Source organism: Luminiphilus sp. nBUS_16 (genome assembly GCF_051201645.1).
Lineage (GTDB): Bacteria > Pseudomonadota > Gammaproteobacteria > Pseudomonadales > Halieaceae > Luminiphilus.
Genome location: NZ_CP179205.1, coordinates 2985439 through 3012309, shown reverse-complemented (window position 1 = coordinate 3012309; position 26871 = coordinate 2985439). Strand labels below are relative to the sequence as shown.

Genomic DNA, 26871 nt, shown 5'->3' with positions numbered 1-26871 from the left:
AGAGACAGCGGCGCTTTGGGATGTATTAAAGGCGCCAGTCAGGTTTAATAGCGTTGCAAGTGTAAGTGCTGGCTTCGTCGGGGTACAGACGGAGAGCAAAAAGTCTCAATGGAATTTGGCCGACATGGAGGTGGGGCATGAAAATTGAAGCTTGGTTGCGGGTTTTAGCAGAGCAAGGGGGGTCAGACCTCTTTCTCAGTACGGGTGCGCCACCCTGTGCAAAATTTGATGGGCAATTGAGGCCCGTTGCTGCAGACGTATTAAAACCTGGTGAAATCGCTGTTATCGCCGACGAAATTATGGACGACACCCAGCGGGAGGAGTTCCGTAACGAGTTAGAGCTCAATCTTGCCGTCTCGATATCGGGCGTGGGGCGCTTTAGGGTCAATGTTTTCAATCAGCGTAACCAAGTGTCCATTGTTGCGAGACATATCGTGACGGACATTCCGAACTGGGAAAATTTGGGGCTGCCGCCGCTGCTCACTGAACTCATTATGGAAAAAAGGGGGCTGCTACTTTTTGTCGGCGCTACCGGGTCGGGAAAATCAACATCTCTGGCGGCCTTGATCGATTACCGCAATGCCAATAATGCTGGGCACATTGTCACTATCGAAGATCCTATTGAGTTTGTACATCGGCATAAGCGTTCTATCGTCAATCAGCGCGAGGTCGGAGTGGATACCCGAAGCTGGCATAACGCGCTGAAAAACACCTTACGGCAGGCACCAGATGCAATTCTGATTGGAGAAATTCGTGATCGAGAGACCATGGAGCAAGCGATCTCTTTTGCCGAAACGGGGCACCTATGTATTTCAACGCTGCATGCCAATAACGCAAATCAGGCCTTAGACCGTATTATCAACTTTTTCCCTGAAGCGAAGCGTTCGCAATTGTTGTTAGATTTGTCTCTAAATTTGCGCGCTTTTGTATCCCAGCGTCTCCTACCCGCAAAAGATGGTGGGCGCGCAGCCGCTGTCGAAATTTTACTGGGTACCCCCAGTATTCAGGAATTGATTATTCGCGGGGAAATTGCGGGTATCAAGGAGATGATGGAAAAGTCTGAAAATATTGGAATGAAAACCTTTGATAAGGCGCTCTTTGATTTAGTAAAGGCCGGCAAGATTACCGAGGAAGAGGCGCTGAAAAATGCAGATTCCGGCAATAACTTGAGACTGCGATTTAAACTAGCCAAGGACGATGGCAGCTTAGGAGAAACCGGTGGGTTGTCACTGGAGGATATCAACTGAGGCCAGTTTTGCCGGGTCATCGTGTGTGGGGTTCAAGGCGTCCTGTTGTTGAAACAGTTGGCTAACAGATTCACGAAAGTTGGTTTTTCGCTCTAGGATGTCCACCATATCCCTATCAATGAGTGCAACAAGCTGGGGAACAGTAAGCTCCCGAATCTTGACGCCGTCCCTATTGGTAAAAATATAACTGTTCTTGTCCAAATCACAGGCCACGATTTTTGCCATCAGAGGTGGGTCCCGATCATGGAATCCCAGCCAGGTACCCATCGGGATCTGTAGTTTCACGATCGCATCGCTGTCGTAATGGCTCTCGTTGAACCGCGGAGCCGGCTTTTTTGGGGTTTGTAACGGTGCCGGCCTTTGCTCTGGGGCTTTATTCCCGCTCGGGGCATCGTGTGTGTTTGCAACGCATTGATCTCCGGGCGGGTTGGGCTGATCAAGTGGGGTTGATCGGCTCTCAGCGTTACTGAATTGAGACTCGGATTGGGGGGAGGAATCGATTTTGCTGTGTTGGTGCAGCTCGATGGCATCGGTCATTGCCAGACAGAAGCTATCTTGGGCTTCTAGGCAGCGGGCTTCGCCTGAGGTCACTAATGATCGGAATTCAACCAGTGATCGGCGCAGCGCGCGGTTTCCAAGTGGGTCCATAAAAAGCAGGAAGTGGTTGTTGATGAGTGTGCCTGCAAAGCGAAGCCGTATCGTCTGCTCTGGGGTCTGCATTAAGAACCAGTGACCGGGAATCAGGTTCAATGCTTTAAGGTCGTCGGAGCTAATTGGCAGGCTCTCACCCACACTCCCTATCACGGGATCAATATGTTGCAATCCCAGGTCCTCGCCACGCAAATTTCGCAGCATGGCATATTCGATCAAGCCAACGGCGTCTGCGATGGCCACAGTATCGCCCTGCAAACTGACTAATTGCTTTGATAGGGTGATCGAAATTTGCTGCATGGCCATGTACAGCCGGTGCAGCTCGGCACCATTGTTTGGATTCACCGGTTGAACGGCATCGACCAGAAGCTGGGTCGTATCCATAAATGTGCGCCACTCTGGGCTTTCAAAGCCTTGTGCTTGCGCAATACACACCCCACTCGCGTACCAATCTGACGCGATAAATTGGGCGACAGACCCCGGCAATGCCATTTGGCTTATAGCCGTGTTAATGAGCCACGCCACGGCTTGTTGAGTGGCATCATTTCCCAAGCTGGCTAATTCCCGTTGCAAAAGAAGGGCGTCGAGTTTTTCAAGGTGTGTCTGGTGGTCGTGTATTTTTTGCTCTAAAAAAATCCGAGTCTCATCAACCCGTGCCTCGCTGGGGAAGTCATCATTAATACGGTCTACGGCATCTGATGCCGTCGTTAGCATTTTGAGCCCGGCGTTACCTAGACCGCTATGCCAACCTTTGGCGAAATCGTAAAAAACGTCGAGAAGGCGGTGTAAACCATGGCCTCCTGGAGTAAAAAAACGAGAGTCTGTTAGTGCAAATGCCGCGGCTAAAGGTCGACAACGATTTGCCAGTTGCTGCATTTCGGGAGCCAATGTGGCTCTGTTCTCCCAACATGTAAAGGTGGCGTCAATCCAGCAGAGCGTGGCCAGACTGTCTCGGTCTAGGCATTCACTGCCCACCTCACTAAGTGCATTGAGTAGGTTGGGTTGATCGGAGTTAAGTTGCGCTAGTGTGGGGAGTAGGTCGGCAGCCCTCAGACCGTCCTGAAAGGCCTCGCCGGTGTAGTTAGCGAGCACCTTTGCCTCTAGCGACCGCGTTAGCGGTAACCTCCCACCGTCCTTGGTGGTTTCCTGATTGCTCACTGCTCACCCCGCGTCCATTCGGTTTAGGCACAGTATGCTCGGGCACTAATTTGGCGTTCTAATTCCCATGCATTGCTGACAGTAAAGTGTCGATAATACGTTCCAGTTGCTTGAGGTTATTACATTCTGTCGCTAGGTGACAGTGCTGTGTAACGGGCAGCATAGCCGAGTCGCCGGTTCCCCAGGCCAGCCTAGGCTCGGGATTCAACCAGATAAGACGCTTACATTTCGCCTTGATCTCTGCCAACAGGTCTAGCCTGAGGTCGGAGTTATTGTTCCGTGCATCCCCCAGAATGATCACAGTGGTGGCTTTGTTAATGTCTTGCAGGGCCAGGTCACTAAAATCGGACAGAGCACGAGCATAATCTGTGGCACCGCCGTACACGCGATTTACTCGAGACACGGCTTCTTCAACAGAAAGTTCGCTGAACCAGTCGGTGACCTCGCCCAGTGAGCTAGAAAAAGCGAAGCTGCGTGTGCGTGGCAGTACGTCTTGCAGGGCATAAAGGAACATCAGCAAAAACTTAGCGTAGGTTGCAACTGAGCCACTTACGTCGCAGATAGCCATTACCTGGGGTCTTTTTTTCTGTATCTGCCGCCAATGGGTATTAAAAGGAATGCCGTCTGTCGCTACAGAGGCCCGCAGTGTCATCGGAACGTTAAGCTGGCCGCGACGCTTTTTCCGTCGCCGTCTACCGTGTCGACTCGCTAACTTTCGGGCCATCCGATCCATTAACTTGCGCATTCTCGCCATCTGATGAGGGCTGATATTGGCCAGCCTAACTTCTGATAGGGCCTCATCCAAAAAGTCTTCGGTATCGCCGGCGGCGTGGACCAGATAGGCACGCTCAACGCGATCACGGGCCCGGTGGCGGAGGCTCTCTCTTAGTCGTTGAATTTCCTGAAAGGCTTTCGGTTGGTTACCTTCAAGTTCGATCGCGGCATCCCGCAAGGCGGTCTCACCCAGAGCATCAAGCAGTTTTCGGGTGAATTGACCTCGCTGGGTGAACAGGCGTATCTCATCGATTCTGGCGGCTTCGGCAGCGGCTTCAATCGCCATAGCCAGTGTGCTTTCGTCACCGTCTTGTAGGGCATTCATGAGGTCTGAGCTCATGAGGCCGGCAAGGGTTGGATCGTCCTGTGCTGAAGGGTTCTGCAGCAGATCGTCTAAGCTTGGTGTCGATTCAGTACTCGTCGAGGGGTTATTTTGAGCGTCGGTTTGCGTAGATTCTGAAGCGCTATTTTCTGCCTCTGGGCCCTCTGAGGTTTTATCGTCAGGGTGCTGGGGTGCAAAAAAAAGATCAAAAGCTTCTAAGTAAGCTGATTGTTCAAAGGTACTCTTCGCCAACACAGCGGCGAGACCGTCTCTTAGCTTCGTGCGATCCTCATAGCCCAAAAGCCCTGCAGCGTGCACCGCATCTAGGGTATCGGCGGGGGAAACGGGAACATCTTTGCTACGAAGGAACTTTATGAACGCCAGTAGCTGAGAGCTTCCAGTGCCTGGGGTCATAAGCCATCTGCAATTTTCAAAAGTTTGCCCAGCTGGCCTTCAGCCTCCACGATGTCCTCCTCGTACTTGAGCAGCACATTTAAGGTGTCGTGCACTAAACCCGCATCGAGTTGGTTGGCGTGCAGTAGCACCAGACTTCTAGCCCAGTCTAGTGTTTCGGAGATAGCCGGCGCCTTTTTTAAATCCAGCTCGCGGATGGCGTGTACAAAACGGACCAATTGATCGCTGAGGTGACTTTCAAGATCGGGTACCCGGGCCGTAACAATGCGACCTTCTAGTTCGATGGACGGAAATGGAATGTGTAAATGCAAACAGCGGCGCTTGAGAGCGTCCGATAAATCCCGGGTATCGTTACTGGTTAGGAATACCATGGGCTTAGAACGCGCTTGAATCGTGCCTATCTCTGGGATGGATATTTGATAGTCAGATAGCACTTCCAGTAGTAAGGATTCAAATTCGAAATCGGCTTTATCGATTTCATCGATGAGTAAAACTGCGCCATCATCTTGCTCCATAGCGCGCAGCAGCGGGCGTGGCTCGAGGAATTCTTTGGCATAAAAAACATCGCCGGTGCTGTGTAGGCGTTGTATCGATTCTTTGAGGCCTTTTGCGCCATCGAGGATGTCGCCTAATTGCTCCTTGAGTATTTGGGTGTAGAGCAGCTGTTTGCCATACTTCCACTCGTACAGCGCTTTTGCCTCATCCAGTCCCTCGTAGCATTGAAGCCTGACTAAAGGCTTTGCGATTACCTCGGCACAGGTTTTAGCCAATTCAGTTTTACCAACCCCGGGGGGGCCTTCAACCAAAATCGGTTTGTTGAGTGCTGCAGCAAGGTAAACGACCGTAGCGATTCTAGGCGTGCAAATGTAGCCAGCTTCACCAAAGGCGGTGCTGATGGCATTCACGTCATCGAGTTGGGGGTATAAGGTGGTGTCCAAGTTTATATCCTAAGTGTTCAGCCGCCCGAAGCATTCATGAAGCGCATGATTTGGGGTTGGTCTGGTTGGTCAAAAACGTGTTGCTCGGGCTTGTCATTTAATGCCGCAACAATCGCGCTACTCAGTTCAAAATCGCTAGCGCCGTCACGAAGCAGGTCGCGCAGGCTGATGGAGTGTTCATTGCCTAGGCACAGAAGGAGTTGCCCCTCAGCAGTCACTCGTAACCGATTACAGCTGGCGCAGAAATTATTGCTGTGGGGCGATATTAGGCCCATACGGCTCGATGAACCATCGACCCGCCAGTATCGGGCGGGCCCGCTGTGTTCAGGTGTGGCTTCGCTATTGAGATTGTAGTGTTGCTTCACCTCGCTAAGGATGGTGTCGCTAGGCAGGTATTCAAGAGGCTTTCCTGCGAGGTTGACTTGCCCTAGAGGCATCTCCTCGATGAAAGCGATATCGAGACCGCGATTCAAGGCGAAGTCGAGTAGGGGCCGTATGTCGCCCTCGTTACTACCGCGTAAAACCACCGCATTGATGCGTATTCGGGGGAAATCTTGTTCTCTGGCTGCGTCAATACCCGCGATGACGTCTTCAAGAGTGCCCGTTCGCGTCAATGCCCGAAATCGCGCAGCATCTAGGGTGTCCAGGCTAACGTTGAGGGTGGTCACGCCGGCAGCTCGTAACGCAGGGGCGAAGCGCACCAGTTGACTGCCGTTAGTGGTGACGGCTAGCTCTTTCAGCCCGTCTTCGGACCGCAGTGACCCCAACTCCTGAAACAGCGTGGTGACGTCTCTGCGCACTAAAGGCTCGCCACCAGTCACACGAAGCTTAGCAACGCCTAATTGGACAAATACCCGCGCAATACGCGCGATTTCCTCGAGGCTCAGTACCTTGCTGCGGGGCAAAAACGTCATTTCTTCTGCCATACAGTAGGTGCAGCGGAAGTCACACCGATCGGTTACCGACAGGCGCACGTAATCAATGCGGCGATTAAAGCTGTCAATTAATTGTAGGGGAGTGCTTTGAGTCATCGCGAGAGTGTACACTTTCTTAGCTTTGATTCAGTATCGAGTATTCGTTAATCGGGCGTTTAAATTAAAAAGTGCTAAACCCAAACACATCCGTTGTTCCCGGCCTTATTCTGGCAGCCCTGATGGCATTGCTAGAGCTTCATTACGGGCTTTCTCAGGACATGGTTGTCACGTCAGTGACGGCCACCTTGTGCATAGTCTGGTGGATTTTCAAGCCCATACCCATTCCCGTTACGTCTTTATTACCCCTCGCTTTGATGCCGATGTTTGGGGTGCTTACCCCAGCTCAAACGGGGGCTGCCTATGGCTCGCCCCTTATTTTACTGTTGTTGGGCGCCTTTATTCTATCCCGTGGGATGGAGTCTACCGGCGCCCATGAGCGGGTAGCCCTAGGCGTCATTCGCCTGGTGGGGTCGGACAGCCCCCGTCGTTTGGTGCTGGGTTTTATGGTTTCGGGTGCGGTAATGAGCATGTGGGTTTCTAATACTGCCACTGTTTTGATGCTGCTGCCGGTTGCATTGGCGGTTCTCGATAGTGCCGAACAGAAGGAGCGCTTGGCCGCACCGCTGTTACTTGGCCTGGCTTGGTCATGTTCTATCGGGGGGATGGGGACCCCGATTGGTACGCCGCCCAATTTAATTTTTATGCAGGTGTACGAGGATACAACGGGGCTGACCATTGGCTTTATCCAGTGGATGTCATGGGGGGTGCCAATTGTCGCGACTATGATTGCCGTTGCGGCGCTTTGGTTGACTCGATCTTTGCCTGAAAAAATCAAGGTGACCCTGCCCGATGCAAAGGCATGGCACAGTGCTGAAAAAAGGGTTTTCATGATCTTTGGTGTCACAGCCTTTATGTGGATGACGCGGGCACAGCCTTTTGGCGGCTGGCGAGAGCTGCTGGGTGTACCTAGTGCCAACGATGCTTCAGTGGCCTTTTTGGCGGTGATCGTTTTATTTATGTCACGAGATGATGAAGGAGCGCCGCTGATTACCTGGCAGACAGCTGCCAGTATTCCTTGGGGGGTTTTATTGTTGTTTGCAGGGGGTATTTGCCTGGCGAGCGCTTTTGTGGCGTCGGGCCTCTCGGCATTCGCCGGCGAGGCTCTGGCGGCATTGGCTAACTTGCCGATCTATCTCATGCTGCTGTTTGTCTGCCTTGCGGTGACTTTCATGACCGAAGCCACTTCCAATACGGCGACAACGGCGCTGTTAATGCCAATCTTGGCCGCTGCTGCGATTGCCGCGGGAGTGGAGCCTTTATTGCTGATGGTGCCGGCCGCGATGAGTGCCAGCTGCGCCTTTATGTTGCCCGTAGCGACGGCCCCCAACGCCGTGATCTACGGTACCGACAGGGTCGCTATAAGCACAATGTTTCGGGAGGGTCTGCTGCTCAACCTAGTGGGAGCATTTGTGGTGTCGTTGGGGTTATGGTGGCTGCTGCCGCAGTAGCAACGAGGGCATCATTAAGGCAATGACGCTGCGTAGATAGCCATCGTTCGCGTGGTAAACGTCCCGAACGATGGCTACGGCTGATTTACAGCTGCGCTAGCATGGTCTCAGCGGAACTCACGTCCACACCGGGACCTTCTTCGATGTTGAGGTGCGTCACAGTGCCGTTGTCGACAACCATGGCATAGCGTTGCGAACGTGTGCCCAGCCCAAATCCGCTGCCATCAAGCTCTAAGCCAAGCTTGCTGGTGAGCTCACCATTACCGTCAGCCAGCATTGTTATGTGGTCGGCATTGTGTGCCTCGCCCCAAGCTCCCATGACAAAGGCATCGTTAACTGACAAACAGATGATGCTATCTATGCCGGCGGCTTTGATTTGATCGGCATGGGCTACGTAGCCGGGTAGGTGAGTCATGGAACAGCCGGGGGTGAATGCTCCGGGCACTGCAAAAAGAAGTACTTTTTTTCCATCGAACAGTTCGCTGGTGGTTACGCCGCCTGGGCCACTTTCGCCCATCACCATGAGATTGGCTGCAGGGATGGTATCGCCGATTGTAATTGTCATAGGATTTTCCTGAATAAATAAAACGGGCGTGTTTTGTAACGTATACCGGCGGATCAGTCCAGTGGGGTGGCCTCCTCGTCGACCATTTGTTGGTAAAGTTGCTCGCAAATATTGTAGAAGTTGCGTTGTTCATTCCCGAGGTAGGGTGCGCAGTGAGACAAGATTTGTAGAACGCCGCGGTGAACTAACAAAGCTTCGGGATCTTGAGGGTTGAGTATGGGGTCGTAACTAAGCCAGCAGTTCATGCACAGTGTCATCGTATTAGTGACTGTCGCTAATTGGGGGTCTGTGTCTCTGCCAGCAATCGGAATAAGTTCTTCGGCTATGTTTCCGCAAACTTTCTGTTTCATTCTTAGTAACCGTCGAAAGCCGCGATCTATGTCAGTAAAGCGCGCCATGACACCACGGGGATTCTCATACAAATAGCGATATTTCAGCATTTTTTCTAAAATGACGGTCAGGAACAGCCAGCTGGTTTCTATGGAAGTAGTCGACCGATCGCCGGTAAACAATCCCGGAGGCTGAACGGCAGGCCCCATGAGAACAACCATTTCTCGCTGCATTTTGGCGAAGAGCGCAAGATGTAGCGCTTCTTTGCCTTTGAAATGGTAGTAAAGGTTACCCGTGCTGATCCCCAACTCCAGTGCGACGTCAGAGGCCGTCACTGAGCCCTCTCCGCGAGCGTTAAACAGAGACCTCGTGGTTTCTAGAATGTGTTCTGGGGTCTTCACAGTCACAGCAGGCTCCTAAGGCTTGCCAAGAAGTATGACAGGCAGCTTACCTGAGCTGCTCAGCGGAGTCCGCTCCGGCCCTGTGCTGGCGCCGGGTTTTTGATCGCTGAGTCGCTGGAAGTCGGCGATTTTTAAGCCAAAAAAAGGGAGGCAGTGCCTCCCTGAGCTCTGCAGGACTGGGTTTATGCAGTTTTGGTCACCTTAGCGCGCAGATCATCAAATCGCGCTTTAGCCTTGCTCATTTGCTCGTCGAGCATGGTTCGGTCGGTGAGAGCGTCTAGCTCCAGATCTTCGAAGGCTTTAAGAGCATCTTTTTCGACAGCGGTGCCGCGCTTTACGAGAGTTTCGTAAACAGCTTCAGCTTGCTTGCGACGCTCATTGAGCTTGCCCTGAGCATCGTCTACCTGGCTTTGTAACATTTCCAGTTGCTCGAGCATTTGATCGTAGGCCATGCCGTAAACGCCCAGACCAGCGCGCAGTGCATTGCGACTGGTTTCAACAGCCACGGCGCGTAGATCACGAGAAGCGGCTTTGCTAGCAGCAGCTGGGCGCTTGGCGCGTGTTTTCGCTGTTGCAGCCTTGGCGGGTGCCTTCTTGGCAGCTGGTTTTTTAGCAGCGGCTTTCTTAGGCGCAATTTTCTTGCTCGCAACAGACTTCTTGGCCGGTGTCTTGCGTGCTTTAGGGGTAGCTTTAGTGTCAGCCATGATAAATCTCTCCGTTTTAAACATTAACTCAAAGGGTGTAAGCGGTGTGCTTGTTTACCCAACCCGGCAAGAATCGCCTTTGTAATTAGAAAATACTTTCTAAAAAATTAGTTAATTTTTAACAGACGTAAATCCCTGATGGGTACGTATAAATGGTGTTAAAAACAAAGCAATGTGCGCTTTGTTTGTCGGTACACATTTTTAGCGATGGTAATGATAGTGACAACAAACTCTACGCAGAGCCCAGGCCGGCAACGCCTGACAATTAAAAAGTTTCTGATTGCTGCATTGATCACAGGCGTGGGCCTGCTGGTTTCGGGCCTGGTTCTGACCGGAAAGCCAGCGCCGGTGGCCAACGTGCCCCCAGAACCTCTAAGGCCTGTGGTATCGGTGCTCTACGCTCAGCCTTCGGCAATTTCTCTAGCGGTAAACACACAGGGCACTGTTGAGGCGCGACGGCGGATCAGCTTAGTGGCCGAGGTCGCTGGCAAAATAGCGACGGTAGCAGGCCAATTTGAAGAAGGTGCGTTTTTTGATGCTGGCGACACGCTACTGCAGCTTGAGCAAGCAGACTACGAGTTTGCGATCGCTAGGGCTCAGTCGCAAGTCGCTGCGGCAGAGCAGCGACTTGCCGAGGAGCGCGGCAGAAACCGGCAAGCGAAGCGTGAATGGCGCGAGCTAGGGACCGTTGAAGCTAACGCATTGTTCCTGCGGCAGCCGCAGATGAAAGCCGCTGAGGCGGCATTGAAGGCGGCGGTGGCAGATTTGTCCGCCGCCCAATTAGCGCTGTCTAGAACTGAGATTCGGGCGCCTTTTAGTGGTCGCATTGAATCTAAACGCGTAGATCTAGGGCAGTATATTGCACCCGGGACGGCGGTCGCCGAAATTTACGCGACCGATATCGTTGATGTCGCCTTACCCTTAAATGACAGTCAGCTGGCGGCACTAAAACTGCCGATGAATGCCAATGTGGCTTTGGCTACTCCGGTCACACTTAGCACTGATTTTGGCGGACGCGAGTGGCAGTGGCAGGCTCAAATTCGAAGGGTTCAGGCGGTGGTAGATAGGCAGTCCAGAACAGTCAATGCTATTGCTGAGGTGCTGCAGCCTTTTGACTCAGCAGCCTCGGGGCGTCCCCCACTAACGCCAGGTATGTTTGTTCGAGCTGAAATACCCACCCCCCCAATGCCTGACTTGGTGCAATTACCGGCGTCAGCGCTGCGCTCGGACAACACCGTCTTGGTCGTTGGCAAAGGCGACAAGCTTGATCGCCAGTCTGTGACAGTACAACGCCGGACCGAGCAGTGGGCTTGGGTCTCAGGTCTCACTCTGGGAAGCCGCGTTGTTCGCGCTCAGACAGGACTGTTGGTTGCAGGCCTCACTGTTGAGGTTTCTGGGACTGCTGTTGCTTTGGGGGATAGCTAGTTATGCACGGTCCTTTGAGCTGGATGATCAAAAACCCTATCGCCGCCAACCTGCTGATGCTGCTTTTGATCATTGGCGGTGTCCTGACGACCCCTAGCCTCGATAAGCAGTTTTTTCCTACCGCTCAAATCAACCAGGTGAGCGTGACAATGCCATTTCCTGGTGCGGGTCCTGCGGAGGTGGAAGAGCAAATTTCGGTCCGTATTGAGGAGGCGATTCACGATTTAAACGGTATCAAGGAAATTCGCTCGACGGCGGTACAGGGGCTTGGCACGGTGATGGTTGAGGCCACGCAGAATTATCCCATGCAGCGATTGACCTCTGATATTAAGACGCGGGTTGATGCCATCAATAGCTTCCCCGCTGATGCAGAGCGACCCATTGTCACCGAAATTACCTATCGCCATTTGATGACGGTGGTACAGCTTGCGGGGGACTTGGACGAATACGAGCTCAAAGAGTTGGGTGAATCTTTGAGGGATGACCTCGCCAGACAGCCGTGGGTGTCTATGGTCGATCTCATAACGGCGCGACCCTATGAGGTTTCCATCAATATCTCTGAGACCATGCTGCGGCGGTATGGGCTTACTTTTGATCAGGTGGTTGCGGCGATTCAGGGGACCTCCCTCAACCTTCCCGCGGGCGCGATAAAAACTCAGGAAGGTGATGTTCGGGTACAAACTCGCGGCCAAGCATACGGCAGAGCGGATTTTGAGCGCATCACACTACTGACGCAAACAGACGGGACGGAATTGCTTCTGGGTGACGTGGCCATTATCGAAGACGGCTTTGTGGATTTAGATCTCAATGTCACTTTCGACGAGAGTCCTGCGTTGGGGCTTCGAGTCTATGTGACCTCCAACCCGGATGTGCTCAAAACGAATCAAGTCGTCAAAGATTGGGTGGCTGAGCAGCAGCTCAGCTTGCCGCCGGGGGTTAACCTAACCATTTGGCGGGACATTTCTAAGCCTTTTCGCGGGCGGGTGACAACACTCCTGGAAAACGGTATCGGTGGTTTGCTGTTAGTGGCCGCTGTCCTGGTACTGTTTTTGAGGCCTAAGTTGGCATTCTGGGTAGGTAGTGGAATCGCGGTAGCCTTTCTGGGAACCCTGTTCATGCTGCAGTTCACCGGGATAAGTCTCAACATGATTTCCCTGTTTGCCTTTCTCCTAGTCCTTGGAATTGTGGTTGACGACGCCATTATCGTAGGGGAGTCCATTCACACTCACCAAGCACGCGGCGAACGGGGTCACGTCGGTGCACTGCTAGGTGTCAGGGGCGTTTTTAAACCGGTGATGTTCGCTGTTATCAGTACCATGATTTTCTTTGTGCCCATGCTGCTACTCCCCGGAGATTGGTCAACGGCTGCGCGATCGATTCCCGTTGTTGTGCTACTTGCTCTCGCATTTTCTCTGGTCGAATGTCTGCTGATTTTGCCTGCACACTTGGCGCATTTAGGCCCTGAAAAAGAACCTAAAACACGCGTCATGCAGCGCCTTGCAGCTTGGAGGCAGGCTTGTGCATCAGGCATGGTTTGGTTTGCGAGGTATCGCTACAGACCGTTTCTTCGTTGGGCCTTGAGTCACCACTACGCGGCGGCGGGTGTCTTCTTGGTCGCCTTCTCCATGAGCATTGCGCTCTACGGTGGTGGTTGGGTGCGCTCAGCGTTTTTTCCAAAGGTAAATAGTGATTATGTTGTGGCCTCAGTTGAAATGCCTGAGGGCGGACCTTATTCCGATACCGTGGCGTTGCGAGATCGCATGGTCGCGGCGGCGCAAGTTTTAAAGTCAGATTGGAATGCGCGCCCCGAATTTTTCGTGACGCCTGCTATCAGCCATGTCTCGGCGACTACCAATGACAATAAAATTAATATTGAGATTGGTACGGTGTCAGAGAGCGTCGATACAGAACAGCTTGCTCTGGAGTTTCGCGACCTCGTAGGTCCGGTGCCCCAAGCGAAAGAAATTCGAATGGACTTTACCATTCAAGATCCGGGCAAGCAGATTAAACTGCTGTTCGCGTCGCGTGACACTCAAGATTTGGAAGATTTGGCGCCCAGAGTACGAGCGGCTTTGCTCGCTTATCCGGGCGTTTTCGATGTCAGCGATAGCTTTGATTCACCCCGGGATGAGGTGGTGCTAGACCTTAAGCCTGCAGCGGAGGCGTTGGGCGTGACGCTGGCGAGTGTCGCGAAGCAGGTTCGGCAGGCGTTTTATGGTGCAGAGGCGCAACGTATTCCAAGGGGTCGTGAGGACGTTAAGGTCATGGTTCGTTATCCCGAGAGCGAGCGGCGTTCACTAGCTAACCTCGATGAAATGTACATTCGCACACCTACCGGCAAGGAGGTGCCGTTTGGGGTAGTGGCAACATATCGCATTGAACCGGGGTATCAGAAGTTAGAGCGATTAAACCGCATGCGCACCTTAGAGATTGGCGCGGACGTTCGGGCCGATGGTGCCAGTCCTCGTGCGGTGGTGGACGGTATCGTCGTCAATAAACTGCCTTTGTGGCAGCAAGAGTACCCGGGCTTGGAGCTGAATTTAGACGGAGAACTTCAGGAAGAGACCGAATTTAAGAGCGCTATGCTGATGTTTATGGGGCTGGCCATGCTGGTCATCTTTGGCCTTATGGCGATTGCCTTCAAATCCTATTGGCAGCCCTTTTTGGTACTGACCGCCATTCCTTTTGGCATCATGGGGGCCATTTTTGGCCACGCCTTGCTCGACTGGGAAGTCAGTATCTTCTCCATGATGGGTGTTATTGCCTGCGCTGGCGTCGTGGTCAACGACAACCTGGTGCTAATTGATCGTATTAACCACTTGCGCGAGCAAGGCTACGAACTTTGGGATGCGTTGCTGCAAGGCGCAGAGGATAGGTTCCGCCCTATTATTTTGACGTCTTTGACCACATTCGTGGGGCTGCTGCCCATAATGTCTGAGACAAGCGTTCAGGCTCAGTTTTTGATTCCAATGGTCACATCCTTGGCATTTGGCGTTTTATTTGCCACCGGTGTGACCCTTGTCTTGGTTCCAGCGTTGTATTTGGTTGGAGATGATGTAACGGGCTTTCTACAGCGACTGCTGGGGGGAGGCAAAGTCTCGACAGCCACTGATTCTTCGATCGTAACGACAGCGCATTGAGCGTCGCGCTACGGTTTCATTAACGTAGCGTGGTGTGAAGCTATGAGGCTGGATTCGACGGCCCTGCTTACTGGGCGTTGGGCGGTAACTCAATAGCCCAGCAGCAGCAGTTCTTTGTCGCAGCAAGTCATAATTCGCTGGCGAAAGTCGGGCGCCACCTCAGACCCGGACGGAGAAACAAATTCAAATTGATGATTGGGGTTGTGCTGGCGGTAAGTTGCTTCATGAATGCGCATATTCTCTCTTGAGGCAGTTTCCACCGCCCCAGTGATGGCGTCTTCGGGCAATTGCCACCCAAAGTTTGCGTCTATGGCACGCAACTCCTTTTCGCTGTTTGCAACCAGATCTTCGTAGCGCAAGAGATGGATAAAAATGACATCCGATGCAAAGCTATTATCTACCAGCCACCCCTGAACGTGCCGCTTCCACGCTTCTATGCCCAGTATGGGATGATCCAAGAAGTCCTCAGTATTATCGGATTGCCACCAGCCCCTGCCAATCGCGTAGCGTAGATTACTGGCCATGACATCGACCGGATGCCTGACAAGGTAAAGGCTATGGATAAACTGGGGCGAAAATACCGAGTGTATTTTATAAAATCTGGTCGGCGGGTCTTGGAAGGTGTGGGATGTGACTTGCTCGCCAACACACAGGTCAGCAATATAATTGCGGACTGAGGCAAAGGTGGCCCTAGCTCTGTACCCGTTGGCAATAAGCAGCGCGTTTGCAATGAGAACGGTGAGAAAGGTCACGCCTGACTTGGGAAATTCACAAATGTAAAAATCTCTGGAGCTGGGTTCAAGGCGCAGACGAGTCAGCTGTTTTGTTACGTTGGGCGCTGACTGCGTCTGTAGCGGATTGACGTCGCTTTTCTCTTCATGGCCCTCGGTCATGGCAAGGGGCGGCGCAGTGTCTGTTGGTAAGACAAGATTCCCGCGCAGCGCCGCTGTACCTGCCAAAGACTCACCGCTTCAGGGTGCTTTGGGGCCTGCGGCAATAATGGCGTCGCTGACATCAAAGTTACTGATATTGTCCTGGAAGAGGGCCGCTAATTTTTTTGCTTGAGCTTCGTAGGCGTCATCGTCACCCCAGCCCGCCTTTGGGTTGATGTACTTTTCGTCTACCCCGGGAATAACGCTAGGAAATGTAAGGTTGAGGGTGTCGAGGTGCTGGGTCTCTCCGTCTATCAGACAGCCGCTTTGCGCGGCATTGACCACGGCTCGCGTGACGGGGATAGGGAACCTTGAGCCCCGGCCTTCAGCACCACCTGAGCCACCAGCCCAGCCCGTATTGACCAGGTAAACCTGGCTGCCGAAATCTTCAATGCGCTTCATTAGCAATTCTGCATAATCCCCAGCGGGACGGGGCATGAACGGGGCGCCAAAACAAGTGGAAAACGTGGGGTGGATGCCAGCAGCTGCACCGACCTCAGTAGAGCCAACCCGGGCGGTATAGCCCGACAGGAAGTGAAAGGCAGCCGCTTCCTTGGACAAAATCGAGATCGGAGGTAATACCCCTGAGACGTCACAGGTGAGGAAGATCACGCACTTGGGCTCGCCGCCACTGTTTTGCGGCACGCGGCGCACCACATGCTCTAACGGATAACAGCAGCGACCATTCTCTGAAAGACTGGTGTCGTTGTAGTCAGCGTGACGTTGCTCATTTAAAACCACGTTTTCCACGATAGCGCCAAAGCGAATGGCATCCCAGATAATAGGTTCGTTCTTCTGGCTCAGATTGATGGTCTTGGCGTAGCAGCCACCTTCAATGTTGAACACGGCACCCTTAGCCCACCCGTGCTCATCATCACCGATTAAATAGCGTGATGGATCGGCAGAAAGTGTCGTTTTACCGGTTCCAGATAGCCCGAAGAATAGTGTGGTTTGGCCATCCTCTCCCACGTTAGCTGAACAATGCATCGGCATGACATCTTTTTCCGGCAGCAAGAAGTTTTGCACCGAAAACATGGCCTTTTTCATTTCTCCTGCGTAGCGCATGCCTGCAATAAGCACTTTACGCTGACCGAAATTGACGATGACCGTGGCTTCAGAATTTGTGCCGTCCCGCAGAGGGTCGCAGACAAAGTCGGGGACATTGAGAATTTTCCACTCAGGCTTGTTGGTCGGGTTATAGGTGTCGGGGCGAATAAACATGTTTCTTGCGAAAAGTGACTGCCAAGCCGTTGTTGTTGTGGCGCGAACAGGCAGATAGTGCTCACTGTGCTCTCCAACATGCAGGTGTTGAATGAACGTAGTCGTCTCACTGGCAAACGCTTTAACACGCGCCCAAAGCGCGTCGAATCGGTCGCTTTCAAAGGCTTTGTTAACTGAGCCCCAGTCAATGGCATCCTGAGAGGACACCTCTTTGACTACAAATCGGTCTGCGGGAGAGCGCCCGGTTCTGGCGCCGGTTTCCACGCGCAGCGCGCCGGTATCCGAAAGCGTGCCTTCGCCACGTGCTAAGGCTAGTTCAATAAGCTTTGAAGGGGGAAGGTCGCTGTGTTTCTGGGGATTGTTGGCGTTGCTGTCTTGGCTCATCTTCGAAATCCGTGGCTGTCTGTCTGGGAGCAAATTTGCAGGGTGGACAGTTTAATGCACGCGCCCATTTTCTGCGAGCGCCGGAATGTCTGATTGGACGAAACGATAATCGGTCCCGCACATATCGCAGTGGAGGGTAATCGCGCCTTCATCGGCAAGCAGGTCGACTTGCTCGGTCTCAGGCAGCAGTGCGAGTGCATTAAGACTGCGCTCCCTAGAGCAGGAGCAGCTAAAAGTGACTGTGGCTGGCGTGAACAGGCGAACGGGTGTCTCATTAAAAAGACGGTGTAATAACGTGGCTGGAGGGAGTTCAACCAATTCATCGGGGGTGATTGTCTCGGCGAGAATGCACGCTGTTTCCCACTGATTCTGCCGTGCAGCAGCGTGCTGCTGTAGCTGCGCAGGCAGCTGTTGAAGCATCATCCCCGCTGCGCGTCCTTGTTGCGCGGTTAGCCAAAAGCGTGTGTGCAGTTGCTCGCTTTGCAGGAAGTAACTTTCGAGAGCACCCGCGAGAGTGGGGGATTCCAGAGCAACAATCCCTTGATACCGCTGCCCGCCGTCACGCTCAATTGTGATGGCGAGTTGCCCTTCGCTCAACAAATTCAGTGGTGTTGTTGCTTCAGCATCGAGATGACCTCTAGCGATGCCGCGAAGTTTTAGATCGCTGGTACATTCCACCATAACGAGTTCTACAGGACCACTGGCCCGCGCTTGCAGTATTATCTTGCCGTTATATTTAAGGTTGTTGCTGATGAGGACTGCTGCTGCAGCAAATTCGCCTAATAGCTGCTTGATGCTGTCGCTGTAGTGATGAACCGAAGTCATCTCCACAATGGCGTTATCGAGCACAACGCACTCGCCACGGATATCGGCCTCATCAAATAGAAATCTCAGGCTAGAATCGTATAGGTTCATACAAGTAGGTTAGGGCTAGGCACGGGAGATTCCAACGGGTGGGTGAGCGCAAGATCGAATTACCGGAGAAGAAATGAGCAAAATTGATATTACCAGACGGCACCACTTGTCTGATCAGGAGCGCGCTGCCGCATTGGACGACCTGTCGGCCTATCTGCAGGATATTGGCGCAGATGTGGCCATTGAGGACGACCAACTGACTTTTTCTGGGCGTGGCTACAAAGGCACCGTGTCGATATCGCCAGGATTAGCCAAGGGCTATATCAGTTTGGGATTGTTAGCGAGGCCCTTTAAGGGGCAGCTTGAAAAAGCCATTCACGAGCACTTAGAGGCGCGGCTAGCCGCGCCCTAGAGGTCATGCTGCAGCTAAAGCCTTAACTTTGGCGTTTAATCGGCTCTTATGTCGTGCTGCTTTGTTTTTCTCAATAATGCCCTTGGTCACCATTTTATCGATGACTGGCACCGCTTCGGCATAAGCAGCGGTAGACGCATCAAAGTCTCCCGTGCCAATTGCAGCGATCACGTGCTTGATCTTCGTGCGAACCAGTGAACGAAGACTGGAATTACGGGCCCGACGCTTATCGTTTTGACGGGCGCGCTTGCGGGCTTGTGGTGAATTGGCCAAAGGGACTCTCCAGGGAAGGGTCAGAAAAAGAGCGGCGAATTGTCCGCAAACCGGGGGCGGCTGTCAATGTGGATTTGGCGGTAATGCTGGGCACTTCTTCCCTTGGATCGGGCGGGCCTCAGCAATCATTACCAACCCAAATAGATGAGTGCCCAGCCTAAAACGGCCAAAAGAACGCTCTGTCCTGCTTTATCGAGGCGAAATAAGCCGTAAGTGTAGCCGGCGGGGGGTAAAAGCAGCGAAAATAGGCCCCAGGCGTAGTCATCCTTCCAGGAGACGATGAGTAACAGAATCCAACTGATTAAAAGGGCTGCCGCCCCTAAGGTCATTAAAAGTGCGCTTGAAGCGTCCATTTCGATTTCTCGGAAGTCTATGTCAACGGCGACGGAGATTATCAGAAACCGACGGCTTTGGGGCAGGGTAGAATGCCAAAAGAAGTACGCCATCGACAAAAGGGCACCACAATAACAATGAAAGAGGTTAATGATCCCTATTTGGATATTCGCCCCTATCGCGATAATGAGGTAGCGGATGTTTTACTGAGGCTTCGAAGTGAGCCCGGCCTGATCAATACGCTGGCTGAGTGGAAGTTGGGGCCTGTGTACCGATTTCTGCCCACGCTCGCTCGTGCGCTTGTGAAAATGTGGCTAAGCCGGCGACTTAGACCTCTTACGACGGTCGACGCGGTACAAATGCAGTTAAGGCCGCTCTTGGCCAATATGGTGACCCGAACCGTACGCCTCAGCTCCGATGGTTTAGAGTCACTTGACCCAACCGAATCTTGGCTGTTTATCAGTAATCATCGTGATATCACTATGGATCCTGCGCTCACGAACCACATTTTGCATGACGCAGGTCATCGAACTTTGGCAATTGCGATCGGTGATAATCTTTTGAGGGAGCGCTGGGTCGCGGATTTGATGCGCCTTAATAAGAGCTTCATCGTCAAGCGGGCGCTTTCTGGCCCCAGAGAGTTATTGGCAGCTTCACGGCAACTAGCAGGCTTTATACGCGCCATGGTCACACAGAATCAGGGCCCCGTCTGGATCGCACAGCGCGAGGGCAGAGCGAAAGACGGGATCGATAGCACTGAACCTGCGGTGATTAAAATGTTGTCCTTGGCTAGAGACCGTCAGACTGAAACGATCGCCGATGTTCTGCCGATTTTGAAAATCGTACCTGTGGCCATCGCCTATGAGTTAGACCCCTGCGATGCAGCCAAGGCCGCTGAGCTCGCTGCAGGGGAGGGGTACGTTAAGTCAGAACAGGAAGATGTTCTGTCGATTGGCCAAGGTATTACAGGTCAGAAGGGATGCGTTCATTTGAGTTTTGGTGCACCGCTCTCCACAGAGCAATTGGATGTGGGCGACGTCGTGAATGCTATTGATACGCACATTCGATGCAAGTATCGACTCTTTGAAACAGCACTTTGGGCCTGGCAGCGTCTAGAACAGACACAAACAGTGCCTGAGGTGGCCATTTACTCTGGCACCATTTCTCGCGATGAATTTGAAGCTCGGATCAATGCCATGCCGGCGTCGCACAGATCTTTGGCGTTAGCCATGTACGCCAACCCACTGCGCCGTGCCCTCGGAGAGCTCTGATTGCTGCCGGACGCTATTAAGGCTCGTATTCGTGACGCCTATCAAACTCTGATCGACCAGCGGGATTTAAAGCCCCGCTGGGGGCAGCGTCAGATGATCGCCGAAGTCGCGAATGCCCTAGGCGACCCCGATCTGCCCCAACCTATTGCGGTTGTTGAGGCGGGTACAGGCACGGGAAAAACCATCGCCTACACTGTTGCTGCTTTACCCGTAGCGAGTGCGAGGGATAAAACACTGGTGATCGCCACCGCTACGGTGGCTCTGCAAGAGCAACTGATTTATCGCGACCTCCCCGATATTCTCAACCACAGTGGTCTCGACTTTAAGGTAAGCCTTGCCAAAGGTAGGGGGCGTTACGTCTGCCTTCAAAAGATTGATAACCACCTCGCTGGCGCCGTCGTGCCGGCGTTGATTCCGCTGTATCCCGATGAGGTTGCTGATTTGGCGATAGAGGACGCCACGCCGGTTATGGAGTCAATGGTTGAAGCCATGGCGGGAAACAGCTGGGACGGCGATCTAGATCGTTGGCCGGGTGCTATCGAGGATTCGATACGCCGAATAGTCACTACTGACGCGGTTCAATGTAGCGGCCGGCGTTGTGGCTTCGTACAACAATGTCCTTTTTTTAAAGCGCGAGAAGGCCTTCAGGAGGCCGATGTGGTGGTTGCCAATCACAATCTTGTGCTCGCTGACCTCAAATTTGGTGGCGGCGTTATTTTGCCGCCCCCGGAGGACTGCATTTTTATATTTGACGAAGGGCATCAACTGGCTGGTAAATGTCTGGATCAGTTCACGTTGCTATCTCGTAGCCCCTCAACACGCCAGGCGTTACGAGAAACCGCTCAGTGGCTGACGGCACAACACGAGCCACTGTCAGAGTTCATTGGTCAGGTTGGCCTCCTAGACGAGCTGCAATCGGTATTGGCCGATCTGATGCAATTAAACGATGACGTTTCGGTTTGGGGAGAAACTTTTCTCGAACAGCACGCTGATCAGTCAGATGAATATCGATTTCCTCAGGGAATTGTCCCCGATGCACTTCGTGAGCACGCGGTAGGGCTCGTTAACGTTTGGCGTCGGCAGCTCGATCTGGCACAACGAGTTGAAGTGTCACTAGATAACCGGCGAGAAGAAGCCGAGGTCCAGTTGCGTGACACGGTAGATGCTTGGCTAGGCACTGTTCAGGCCATGGTGGCGAGAGCAGAAGGTCAGTTAGAGCTGTGGCATTCTTATAAAGATGCAGAGTTACCTGATTTAGATGAGCCCTGGGCTCGCTGGTTAAAAGCGGCGTCGCGTAATGGTGATGGTGTGGTGTTCATGGCGAGTCCAGTGCTTGCGCGAGATTTGCTGCATGAGCACCTGTGGTCCCGAGCAGCGGGGGTTGTCATGACATCGGCGACCTTGTCTGCTTTGGGTAGTTTTGATCGTTTGCGGTCTATGACCGGTTTACCCGATGACGCTCTGTATAAACGCGTCGAAAGTCCTTTTGATGCGCAACAGGGTGTTTTCGCCATTCCTCAACTAACGAGTGACCCAAGCGACAGCGACATTCACACGGAAGAAATTATTGCGTTACTACCAGATTTGATTAGCAGCGATGCGGGGGTTCTCATGCTCTTCAGTTCGCGCCGTCAGATGGAGGCGGTGGTCACTGGCGTATCAGGAACGCTTGATCACGAAGTCCTAGTTCAGGACAGTTTAAGCAAATCAAGGCTGCTGGAACGGCACCGTGAAAATATCGATGAGGGGCGGCGCAGTCTAATAATGGGACTGGCGAGTTTCGCCGAGGGTATTGATTTACCGGGGACTTATTGCGATCACGTTGTCATTGCCAAACTCCCGTTCTCTGTTCCAGATAATCCCAGGGAAGCCGCTCATGCTGAGTTGCTTGAGGCTCTGGGGCGTAATGCTTTTATGGAAATCAGCGTGCCAGATGCCGCACTCCGCCTCGTGCAAGCCAGCGGTCGTTTACTGCGTACTGAGGAGGATCATGGGCGCATTACTCTGCTTGACCGGCGTTTATTGACCCGCCGTTACGGTAGGGCCATTTTAGATTCACTGCCGCGTTATCGGTTTGAACTGCCACCCACTGGATGAGGGTTCTTGGATATCCACTGTGGGCCACCGCTGTCTGTAATGGCTATCGGGTGATGTTCGCAGGTGAGCGTCGGTGGGAGAGGGGTGACATTGACTTGGGTGCTTAGTTTAGCCGGTTGGTCTCCCAAGTCTCTCTGATGGTCAACCCATTATCGAACCACTGAGTTGAGAAACCAATGCCCATAAAAAAACCCCCTGAGTCATGTTCGAGGGGGTTTTGATAGTCTGCACTCTCGCTGTCGGAGAGTTTTTGGACCTCTAATCCCAGGTCAGAGCACCTCCTGTTTGATACTCAATAACCCGTGTTTCAAAGAAGTTCTTTTCTTTTCGCAGATCCATAATCTCGGACATCCAAGGAAACGGATTTTGGGCTCCGGGAAACTGCTCCGGTAGGCCTACCTGAGTCAGACGTCGGTTACAGATGAACTGTAGATACTCTTCCATCATGGCCGCATTCATACCCAAAACACCTCTGGGCATAGTGTCTCTAGCGTAGGCGATTTCGAGCTCCGTACCTTCTAGAATCATTTGAATCACTTCCTGCTGGAACTCGGGCGTCCAGAGTAAGGGATTCTCCAGCTTGATCTGATTAATGACATCAATACCGAAATTGAGATGCATTGACTCATCCCGCAGGATGTACTGAAACTGTTCGGCGACTCCCGTCATCTTATTGCGACGACCCATGGACAGAATTTGAGTAAAGCCACAATAGAAAAAGATACCTTCGGTCACGCAGTAGAATCCGATGAGATTACGCAGCAGCTCTTGATCGGTCTCTACCGTGCCGGTGCGGAAGTTAGGATCCGACAGGCTCTGTGTTTTGCCGAGGCTCCAAGTTGCTTTGGCGGCAACTGAGGGGACTTCACGATACATGTTGAAGACTTCACCTTCATCCATGCCGAGTGACTCAATGCAATATTGATAAGCATGGGTGTGAATAGCTTCCTCAAAAGCCTGTCTCAGCAAGTACTGACGGCACTCTGGGTTGGTTATGAGCCTGTAAATAGCAAGTACTAGATTGTTGGCTACCAAAGAGTCGGCGGTTGAAAAATAGCCCAAAGAACGCATAACGATACGACGCTCGTCGTCGGAAAGGCCGTCGGGGGCTTTCCAAGTTGCAACGTCTGCAGTCATATTGATTTCTTGGGGCATCCAGTGATTAGCGCAGCCATCAATGTATTTTTGCCAAGCCCAGTCGTACTTGAAGGGTACCAACTGGTTTAGGTCTGCTCGGCAGTTAATCATCGCCTTTTCGTCGACGCTGACTCGGGCCGCGCCCATTTCCAGTTCTTCTAGGCCAGGAGCAATATCGATCTGGTCGATGGAACCTTTGGCCTTTTTGACGTTGTCGGCCATGATTGCAGCTGCTTCAGCATCAGCGGCTACGCCTTGTTTGTAGTCAGTCGTTACTGGTTCTGGCGTTTCAACGACGGGTTCTGCTTTCACTTCTGGCTGCACTACTGGTGCAGCAGGAATGATGGCTTCTTCGGTATTGTATTCTTCCCAGCTGAGCATCGTATTGTCTCCTCAGTTCAACGTGGTTTGAGATTATTGGCAGGCTTCACAATCTGGGTCATCCAGAGAGCAAGCCTGCGGTACGGGTGCGGGTTGTGGTGCTGCTTCTGCGGCACCCGAGGCCACAGCGTTAAGTTTTCCAGATTCAACCGTCGACTTTTCAGTGCCGGTGGCAGCGAGGCTGCGGAGGTAGTAGGTGGTCTTCAGACCGCTGTACCAAGCCATTCTGTAAGTGACGTCCAGCTTTTTACCACTGGCGTTATTGATGTAAAGATTCAAAGATTGAGCTTGGTCAATCCACTTTTGACGTCGGCTGGCACTGTCGACAAGCCACCTTGGTTCAACTTCAAAAGCCGTAGAGTATTTAGCTTTCAAGTCATCAGGGATGCGATCAATGGATTGGACCGAGCCGTCAAAATATTTGAGGTCGTTAACCATGACTTTATCCCACAAATCGCGCTCTTTGAGGTCTCTAACCAGGTAGGGGTTCACAACAGTGAACTCGCCCGATAAGTTAGATTTGACATACAAATTTTGATAAGTGGGTTCAATAGACTGCGACACGCCCGTGATATTGGCGATAGTGGCCGTAGGTGCAATCGCCATACAGTTTGAATTGCGCATGCCATGTTGGGCTACGCGACCCTTGAGTTCGGGCCAATCAAACGTCATGTCACGGTTTACTTCGATATATTCGGCCCCGCGTTGCTCCACCAACATGTCTAGGGAGTCGAGTGGGAAAATACCTTGGCTCCAGAGCGAACCTTCATAACTTGAGTACGCCCCACGCTCTGCGGCCAATTCGCTCGACGCCTCGATAGCGAAGTAACTTACGGCCTCCATAGACTGGTCGGCAAAGCTGACAGCGCCTTCAGAGGCGTAGGAAACGTCGATCTTATACAGTGCGTCTTGGAAGCCCATGACGCCCAATCCAATGGGGCGATGCCGCATATTCGATTGCTCAGCCTGTGGCACCGAGTAGTAGTTGATATCGATCACGTTGTCGAGCATGCGTATCGCTGTTCGTACTGTGGCACGCAGTTTCTTTAGGTTGAGCTTCCCGTTTTCTATGTGTTGCGGCAGGTTCACTGACCCCAAATTACAGACCGCTATTTCGTCTGCGCTGGTGTTCAAAGTGATCTCTGTGCACAAGTTAGAAGAATGGACCACGCCGACGTGCTGTTGTGGAGACCTCACGTTGCATGGGTCTTTGAAAGTCATCCATGGGTGACCTGTTTCAAAAATCATGCCCAGCATTTTTCGCCATACGGCTTGAGCTTTAAGGGTTTTGTGCACTCGAATTTCGCCAGTCGCGGCCATAGCCTCGTACTGGGCATAGCGCTCCTCGAACGCCTTACCGTACAGATCATGCAGGTCAGGCACGTCGTTGGGTGAAAACAGGGTCCAATCGCCATCCTCAAACACCCGCTTCATAAAGAGGTCAGGAATCCAGTTGGCTGTATTCATATCGTGGGTACGACGGCGGTCGTCCCCGGTATTTTTGCGAAGTTCCAGGAACTCTTCTATGTCGAGGTGCCAAGTCTCCAAATAAGCACATACTGCGCCCTTGCGCTTGCCCCCTTGGTTAACCGCGACGGCGGTGTCGTTCACCACCTTCAAGAACGGCACGATGCCCTGACTTTTTCCGTTGGTGCCTTTGATGTAAGAGCCCAGCGCCCTCACTGGGGTCCAGTCATTTCCCAGTCCGCCAGCGAACTTGGATAGCATGGCGTTATCTTGAATTGCGCCGTAAATGCCGAATAAATCATCGGGGACGGTGGTGAGGTAGCAAGACGACAGCTGTGACCGCAAAGTTCCCGAGTTAAACAGTGTGGGTGTGGAGCTCATGTAGTCGAAGGATGACAAGAGCTGATAGAACTCAATGGCTCGTGCATTCGGGTCGTCTTCACGAATCGATAAGCCCATAGCAACCCGCATGAAAAATACTTGGGGTAGCTCGATACGCACTTCGTCCGCGTGGATAAAATAGCGGTCGTAAAGTGTTTGTAACCCAAGGTAGCTAAATTGTAGGTCGCGTTCTGGCAGCAGCGCCTGTCCTAAGGCTGCGATATCGAACTCTAGAAGCTCAGGAGATAAGAGTTCTAGGGTCACACCCTGGTTGATAAAAGCATTCAGTGCTTCACTGTAGAGCGCCTGCATATCTTTCTGGGTTGCACTTTTCGCAACGCCCAAGTAATCCAAAGACTCTGCTCGCAAGTTGTCGAGTAGCAGTCGGGCTGCGACATAGCTGTAGTTGGGATCTTGCTCGATCATGGTTCGAGCTGTAATGACCAGCGCTGTGCTGACTTCTTCTGCGGTTACGCCGTCGTATAGATTTCGCAGTGCTTCGTCGATGATAGCGGACTCGCTGACGTCGACCAGATTAGCGCAGGCCTCAGATACGATGGTGCGCACCCGTTCTATGTTTAGGGGTTCGCGGCTGCCATTGGGCATCACCACATTGATGCCGCTGGCTGCGGCTTGGGATTCTGGTGATAACGCTGCTTTCGCTGCGCGGTCACGAGCGCGCTCTTCCCGATAGATGACGTAATCCCGAGCTATCTTGTGTTCCCCAGCCCGCATCAGGGCTAATTCCACCTGATCTTGTATGTCTTCTATATGAATGGTGCCGCCCGAAGGCATGCGCCGCTTGAACGTTGTTATGACATTCTCGGTCAGCTTTGCCACGGTCTCGTGGATACGACTACTCGCGGCTGCAGTACCACCCTCAACCGCTAAAAAAGCCTTGGTAATAGCTACCGATATTTTACTGTCTTCGAAACTGGTTACCGTGCCGTTGCGCTTGATGACCCTCAGTTGGCCCGGTGCGGTGGCTTGAAGTCGCCCTGATTGGGTGTTTTCTGTTCCTGTCACTGGAGCTTTGCCGCCAGCCAGCGTTGAGGTTCCGGTTTCTGTGCCTGTTTGCATCTTATTTTGGCCTCGTCAAAATATATAAATCCACGCTGGGGTCTGGTCGCCGCTCGCGTTGGTTGTGCCGTTTTCCGCCCATTCGCCGCCAACGCC

Annotated in this window: 21 protein-coding genes; 7 read left to right on the top strand and 14 right to left on the bottom strand. The window is 52.7% G+C overall.

The features are described 5' to 3' along the window. The first annotated feature begins 137 nt into the window (after positions 1-137). A complete protein-coding gene (locus ACMAY6_RS13405) occupies positions 138-1247 on the top strand; it encodes a PilT/PilU family type 4a pilus ATPase (RefSeq protein ID WP_435212607.1) in 1110 nt (369 codons plus the stop codon). Here the strand turns inward: ACMAY6_RS13405 and ACMAY6_RS13400 are convergent. The 4 genes from ACMAY6_RS13400 to moaA are packed head-to-tail and all read right to left on the bottom strand — an operon-like array spanning position 1227 to position 6535. Next, positions 1227-3056 (bottom strand): DUF1631 family protein, encoded by a 1830-nt coding sequence (locus ACMAY6_RS13400; protein WP_435212605.1) that lies wholly within the window; start codon positions 3054-3056, stop codon positions 1227-1229. The two genes, ACMAY6_RS13405 and ACMAY6_RS13400, sit on opposite strands and share 21 nt — an antisense overlap. Before the next feature lie 58 nt (positions 3057-3114). Next, entirely contained in the window at positions 3115-4566 is a 1452-nt protein-coding gene (locus ACMAY6_RS13395; RefSeq protein ID WP_435212603.1) for a VWA domain-containing protein, read from the bottom strand. Beyond that, entirely contained in the window at positions 4563-5504 is a 942-nt protein-coding gene (locus tag ACMAY6_RS13390; RefSeq protein WP_435212601.1) for an AAA family ATPase, read from the bottom strand. Before ACMAY6_RS13390 ends, ACMAY6_RS13395 begins: the two co-directional genes overlap by 4 nt. Before the next feature lie 17 nt (positions 5505-5521). Continuing rightward, positions 5522-6535, bottom strand: coding sequence for a GTP 3',8-cyclase MoaA (moaA, locus tag ACMAY6_RS13385; protein WP_435212599.1), 1014 nt, complete (start codon positions 6533-6535; stop codon positions 5522-5524). A gap of 107 nt (positions 6536-6642) precedes the next feature. Between moaA and ACMAY6_RS13380 the strand changes: the two genes are divergently transcribed. Next, positions 6643-7986: an SLC13 family permease gene (locus ACMAY6_RS13380; protein WP_435216039.1), complete on the top strand. Its 1344-nt coding sequence runs from the start codon at positions 6643-6645 to the stop codon at positions 7984-7986. A gap of 85 nt (positions 7987-8071) precedes the next feature. Here ACMAY6_RS13380 and ACMAY6_RS13375 read toward each other — a convergent pair whose 3' ends face one another. The 3 genes from ACMAY6_RS13375 to ACMAY6_RS13365 all read right to left on the bottom strand — a co-directional run bounded on the left by ACMAY6_RS13375 (position 8072) and on the right by ACMAY6_RS13365 (position 9986). Then, entirely contained in the window at positions 8072-8551 is a 480-nt protein-coding gene (locus ACMAY6_RS13375; RefSeq protein WP_435212597.1) for a peroxiredoxin, read from the bottom strand. A 53-nt stretch (positions 8552-8604) separates the two neighbouring features. Next, positions 8605-9288 (bottom strand): TetR/AcrR family transcriptional regulator, encoded by a 684-nt coding sequence (locus tag ACMAY6_RS13370; protein ID WP_435212595.1) that lies wholly within the window; start codon positions 9286-9288, stop codon positions 8605-8607. Positions 9289-9464: 176 nt separating this feature from the next. Then, on the bottom strand, positions 9465-9986 hold the full coding sequence (locus ACMAY6_RS13365) for a hypothetical protein (protein WP_435212593.1): 522 nt from the start codon (positions 9984-9986) through the stop codon (positions 9465-9467). A 219-nt stretch (positions 9987-10205) separates the two neighbouring features. Between ACMAY6_RS13365 and ACMAY6_RS13360 the strand changes: the two genes are divergently transcribed. Together ACMAY6_RS13360 and ACMAY6_RS13355 are read left to right on the top strand one after the other, a co-directional pair. Beyond that, on the top strand, positions 10206-11411 hold the full coding sequence (locus tag ACMAY6_RS13360) for an efflux RND transporter periplasmic adaptor subunit (protein ID WP_435212591.1): 1206 nt from the start codon (positions 10206-10208) through the stop codon (positions 11409-11411). Positions 11412-11413: 2 nt separating this feature from the next. Continuing rightward, positions 11414-14551: an efflux RND transporter permease subunit gene (locus tag ACMAY6_RS13355; RefSeq protein ID WP_435212589.1), complete on the top strand. Its 3138-nt coding sequence runs from the start codon at positions 11414-11416 to the stop codon at positions 14549-14551. An 89-nt stretch (positions 14552-14640) separates the two neighbouring features. On the opposite strand, the gene ACMAY6_RS13350 is transcribed toward ACMAY6_RS13355, so the two are convergent. From ACMAY6_RS13350 to ACMAY6_RS13340, 3 genes are read right to left on the bottom strand one after another with little or no spacing between them, the layout of a single operon-like run. Continuing rightward, entirely contained in the window at positions 14641-15510 is an 870-nt protein-coding gene (locus ACMAY6_RS13350) for a sulfotransferase domain-containing protein (protein WP_435212587.1), read from the bottom strand. A 12-nt stretch (positions 15511-15522) separates the two neighbouring features. After that, a complete protein-coding gene (locus ACMAY6_RS13345; RefSeq protein WP_435212585.1) occupies positions 15523-17088 on the bottom strand; it encodes a phosphoenolpyruvate carboxykinase in 1566 nt (521 codons plus the stop codon). 51 nt (positions 17089-17139) lie between these two features. Next, positions 17140-18003: an Hsp33 family molecular chaperone HslO gene (locus ACMAY6_RS13340; RefSeq protein WP_435212583.1), complete on the bottom strand. Its 864-nt coding sequence runs from the start codon at positions 18001-18003 to the stop codon at positions 17140-17142. Positions 18004-18076: 73 nt separating this feature from the next. Here ACMAY6_RS13340 and ACMAY6_RS13335 point away from each other — a divergent pair, with 73 nt between their 5' ends. Continuing rightward, positions 18077-18355 carry a polyhydroxyalkanoic acid system family protein gene (locus ACMAY6_RS13335; protein ID WP_435212581.1) on the top strand — a complete coding sequence of 93 codons (279 nt, stop codon included), beginning with the start codon at positions 18077-18079 and terminating at the stop codon, positions 18353-18355. A gap of 3 nt (positions 18356-18358) precedes the next feature. Here ACMAY6_RS13335 and rpsT read toward each other — a convergent pair whose 3' ends face one another. Both rpsT and ACMAY6_RS13325 read right to left on the bottom strand, forming a co-directional pair. Beyond that, positions 18359-18628 carry a 30S ribosomal protein S20 gene (rpsT, locus tag ACMAY6_RS13330; protein ID WP_435212579.1) on the bottom strand — a complete coding sequence of 90 codons (270 nt, stop codon included), beginning with the start codon at positions 18626-18628 and terminating at the stop codon, positions 18359-18361. Between the two features lie 128 nt (positions 18629-18756). Continuing rightward, positions 18757-18981 carry a hypothetical protein gene (locus ACMAY6_RS13325; RefSeq protein ID WP_435212577.1) on the bottom strand — a complete coding sequence of 75 codons (225 nt, stop codon included), beginning with the start codon at positions 18979-18981 and terminating at the stop codon, positions 18757-18759. A gap of 72 nt (positions 18982-19053) precedes the next feature. Here ACMAY6_RS13325 and ACMAY6_RS13320 point away from each other — a divergent pair, with 72 nt between their 5' ends. Next, on the top strand, positions 19054-20232 hold the full coding sequence (locus ACMAY6_RS13320; protein ID WP_435212576.1) for a 1-acyl-sn-glycerol-3-phosphate acyltransferase: 1179 nt from the start codon (positions 19054-19056) through the stop codon (positions 20230-20232). Beyond that, on the top strand, positions 20233-22329 hold the full coding sequence (dinG, locus tag ACMAY6_RS13315; protein ID WP_435212574.1) for an ATP-dependent DNA helicase DinG: 2097 nt from the start codon (positions 20233-20235) through the stop codon (positions 22327-22329). Between the two features lie 258 nt (positions 22330-22587). On the opposite strand, the gene ACMAY6_RS13310 is transcribed toward dinG, so the two are convergent. Together ACMAY6_RS13310 and ACMAY6_RS13305 are read right to left on the bottom strand one after the other, a co-directional pair. Then, on the bottom strand, positions 22588-23847 hold the full coding sequence (locus tag ACMAY6_RS13310) for a ribonucleotide-diphosphate reductase subunit beta (protein WP_435212573.1): 1260 nt from the start codon (positions 23845-23847) through the stop codon (positions 22588-22590). A gap of 33 nt (positions 23848-23880) precedes the next feature. Beyond that, entirely contained in the window at positions 23881-26775 is a 2895-nt protein-coding gene (locus ACMAY6_RS13305) for a ribonucleoside-diphosphate reductase subunit alpha (protein WP_435212572.1), read from the bottom strand. Positions 26776-26871 lie beyond the last annotated feature (96 nt).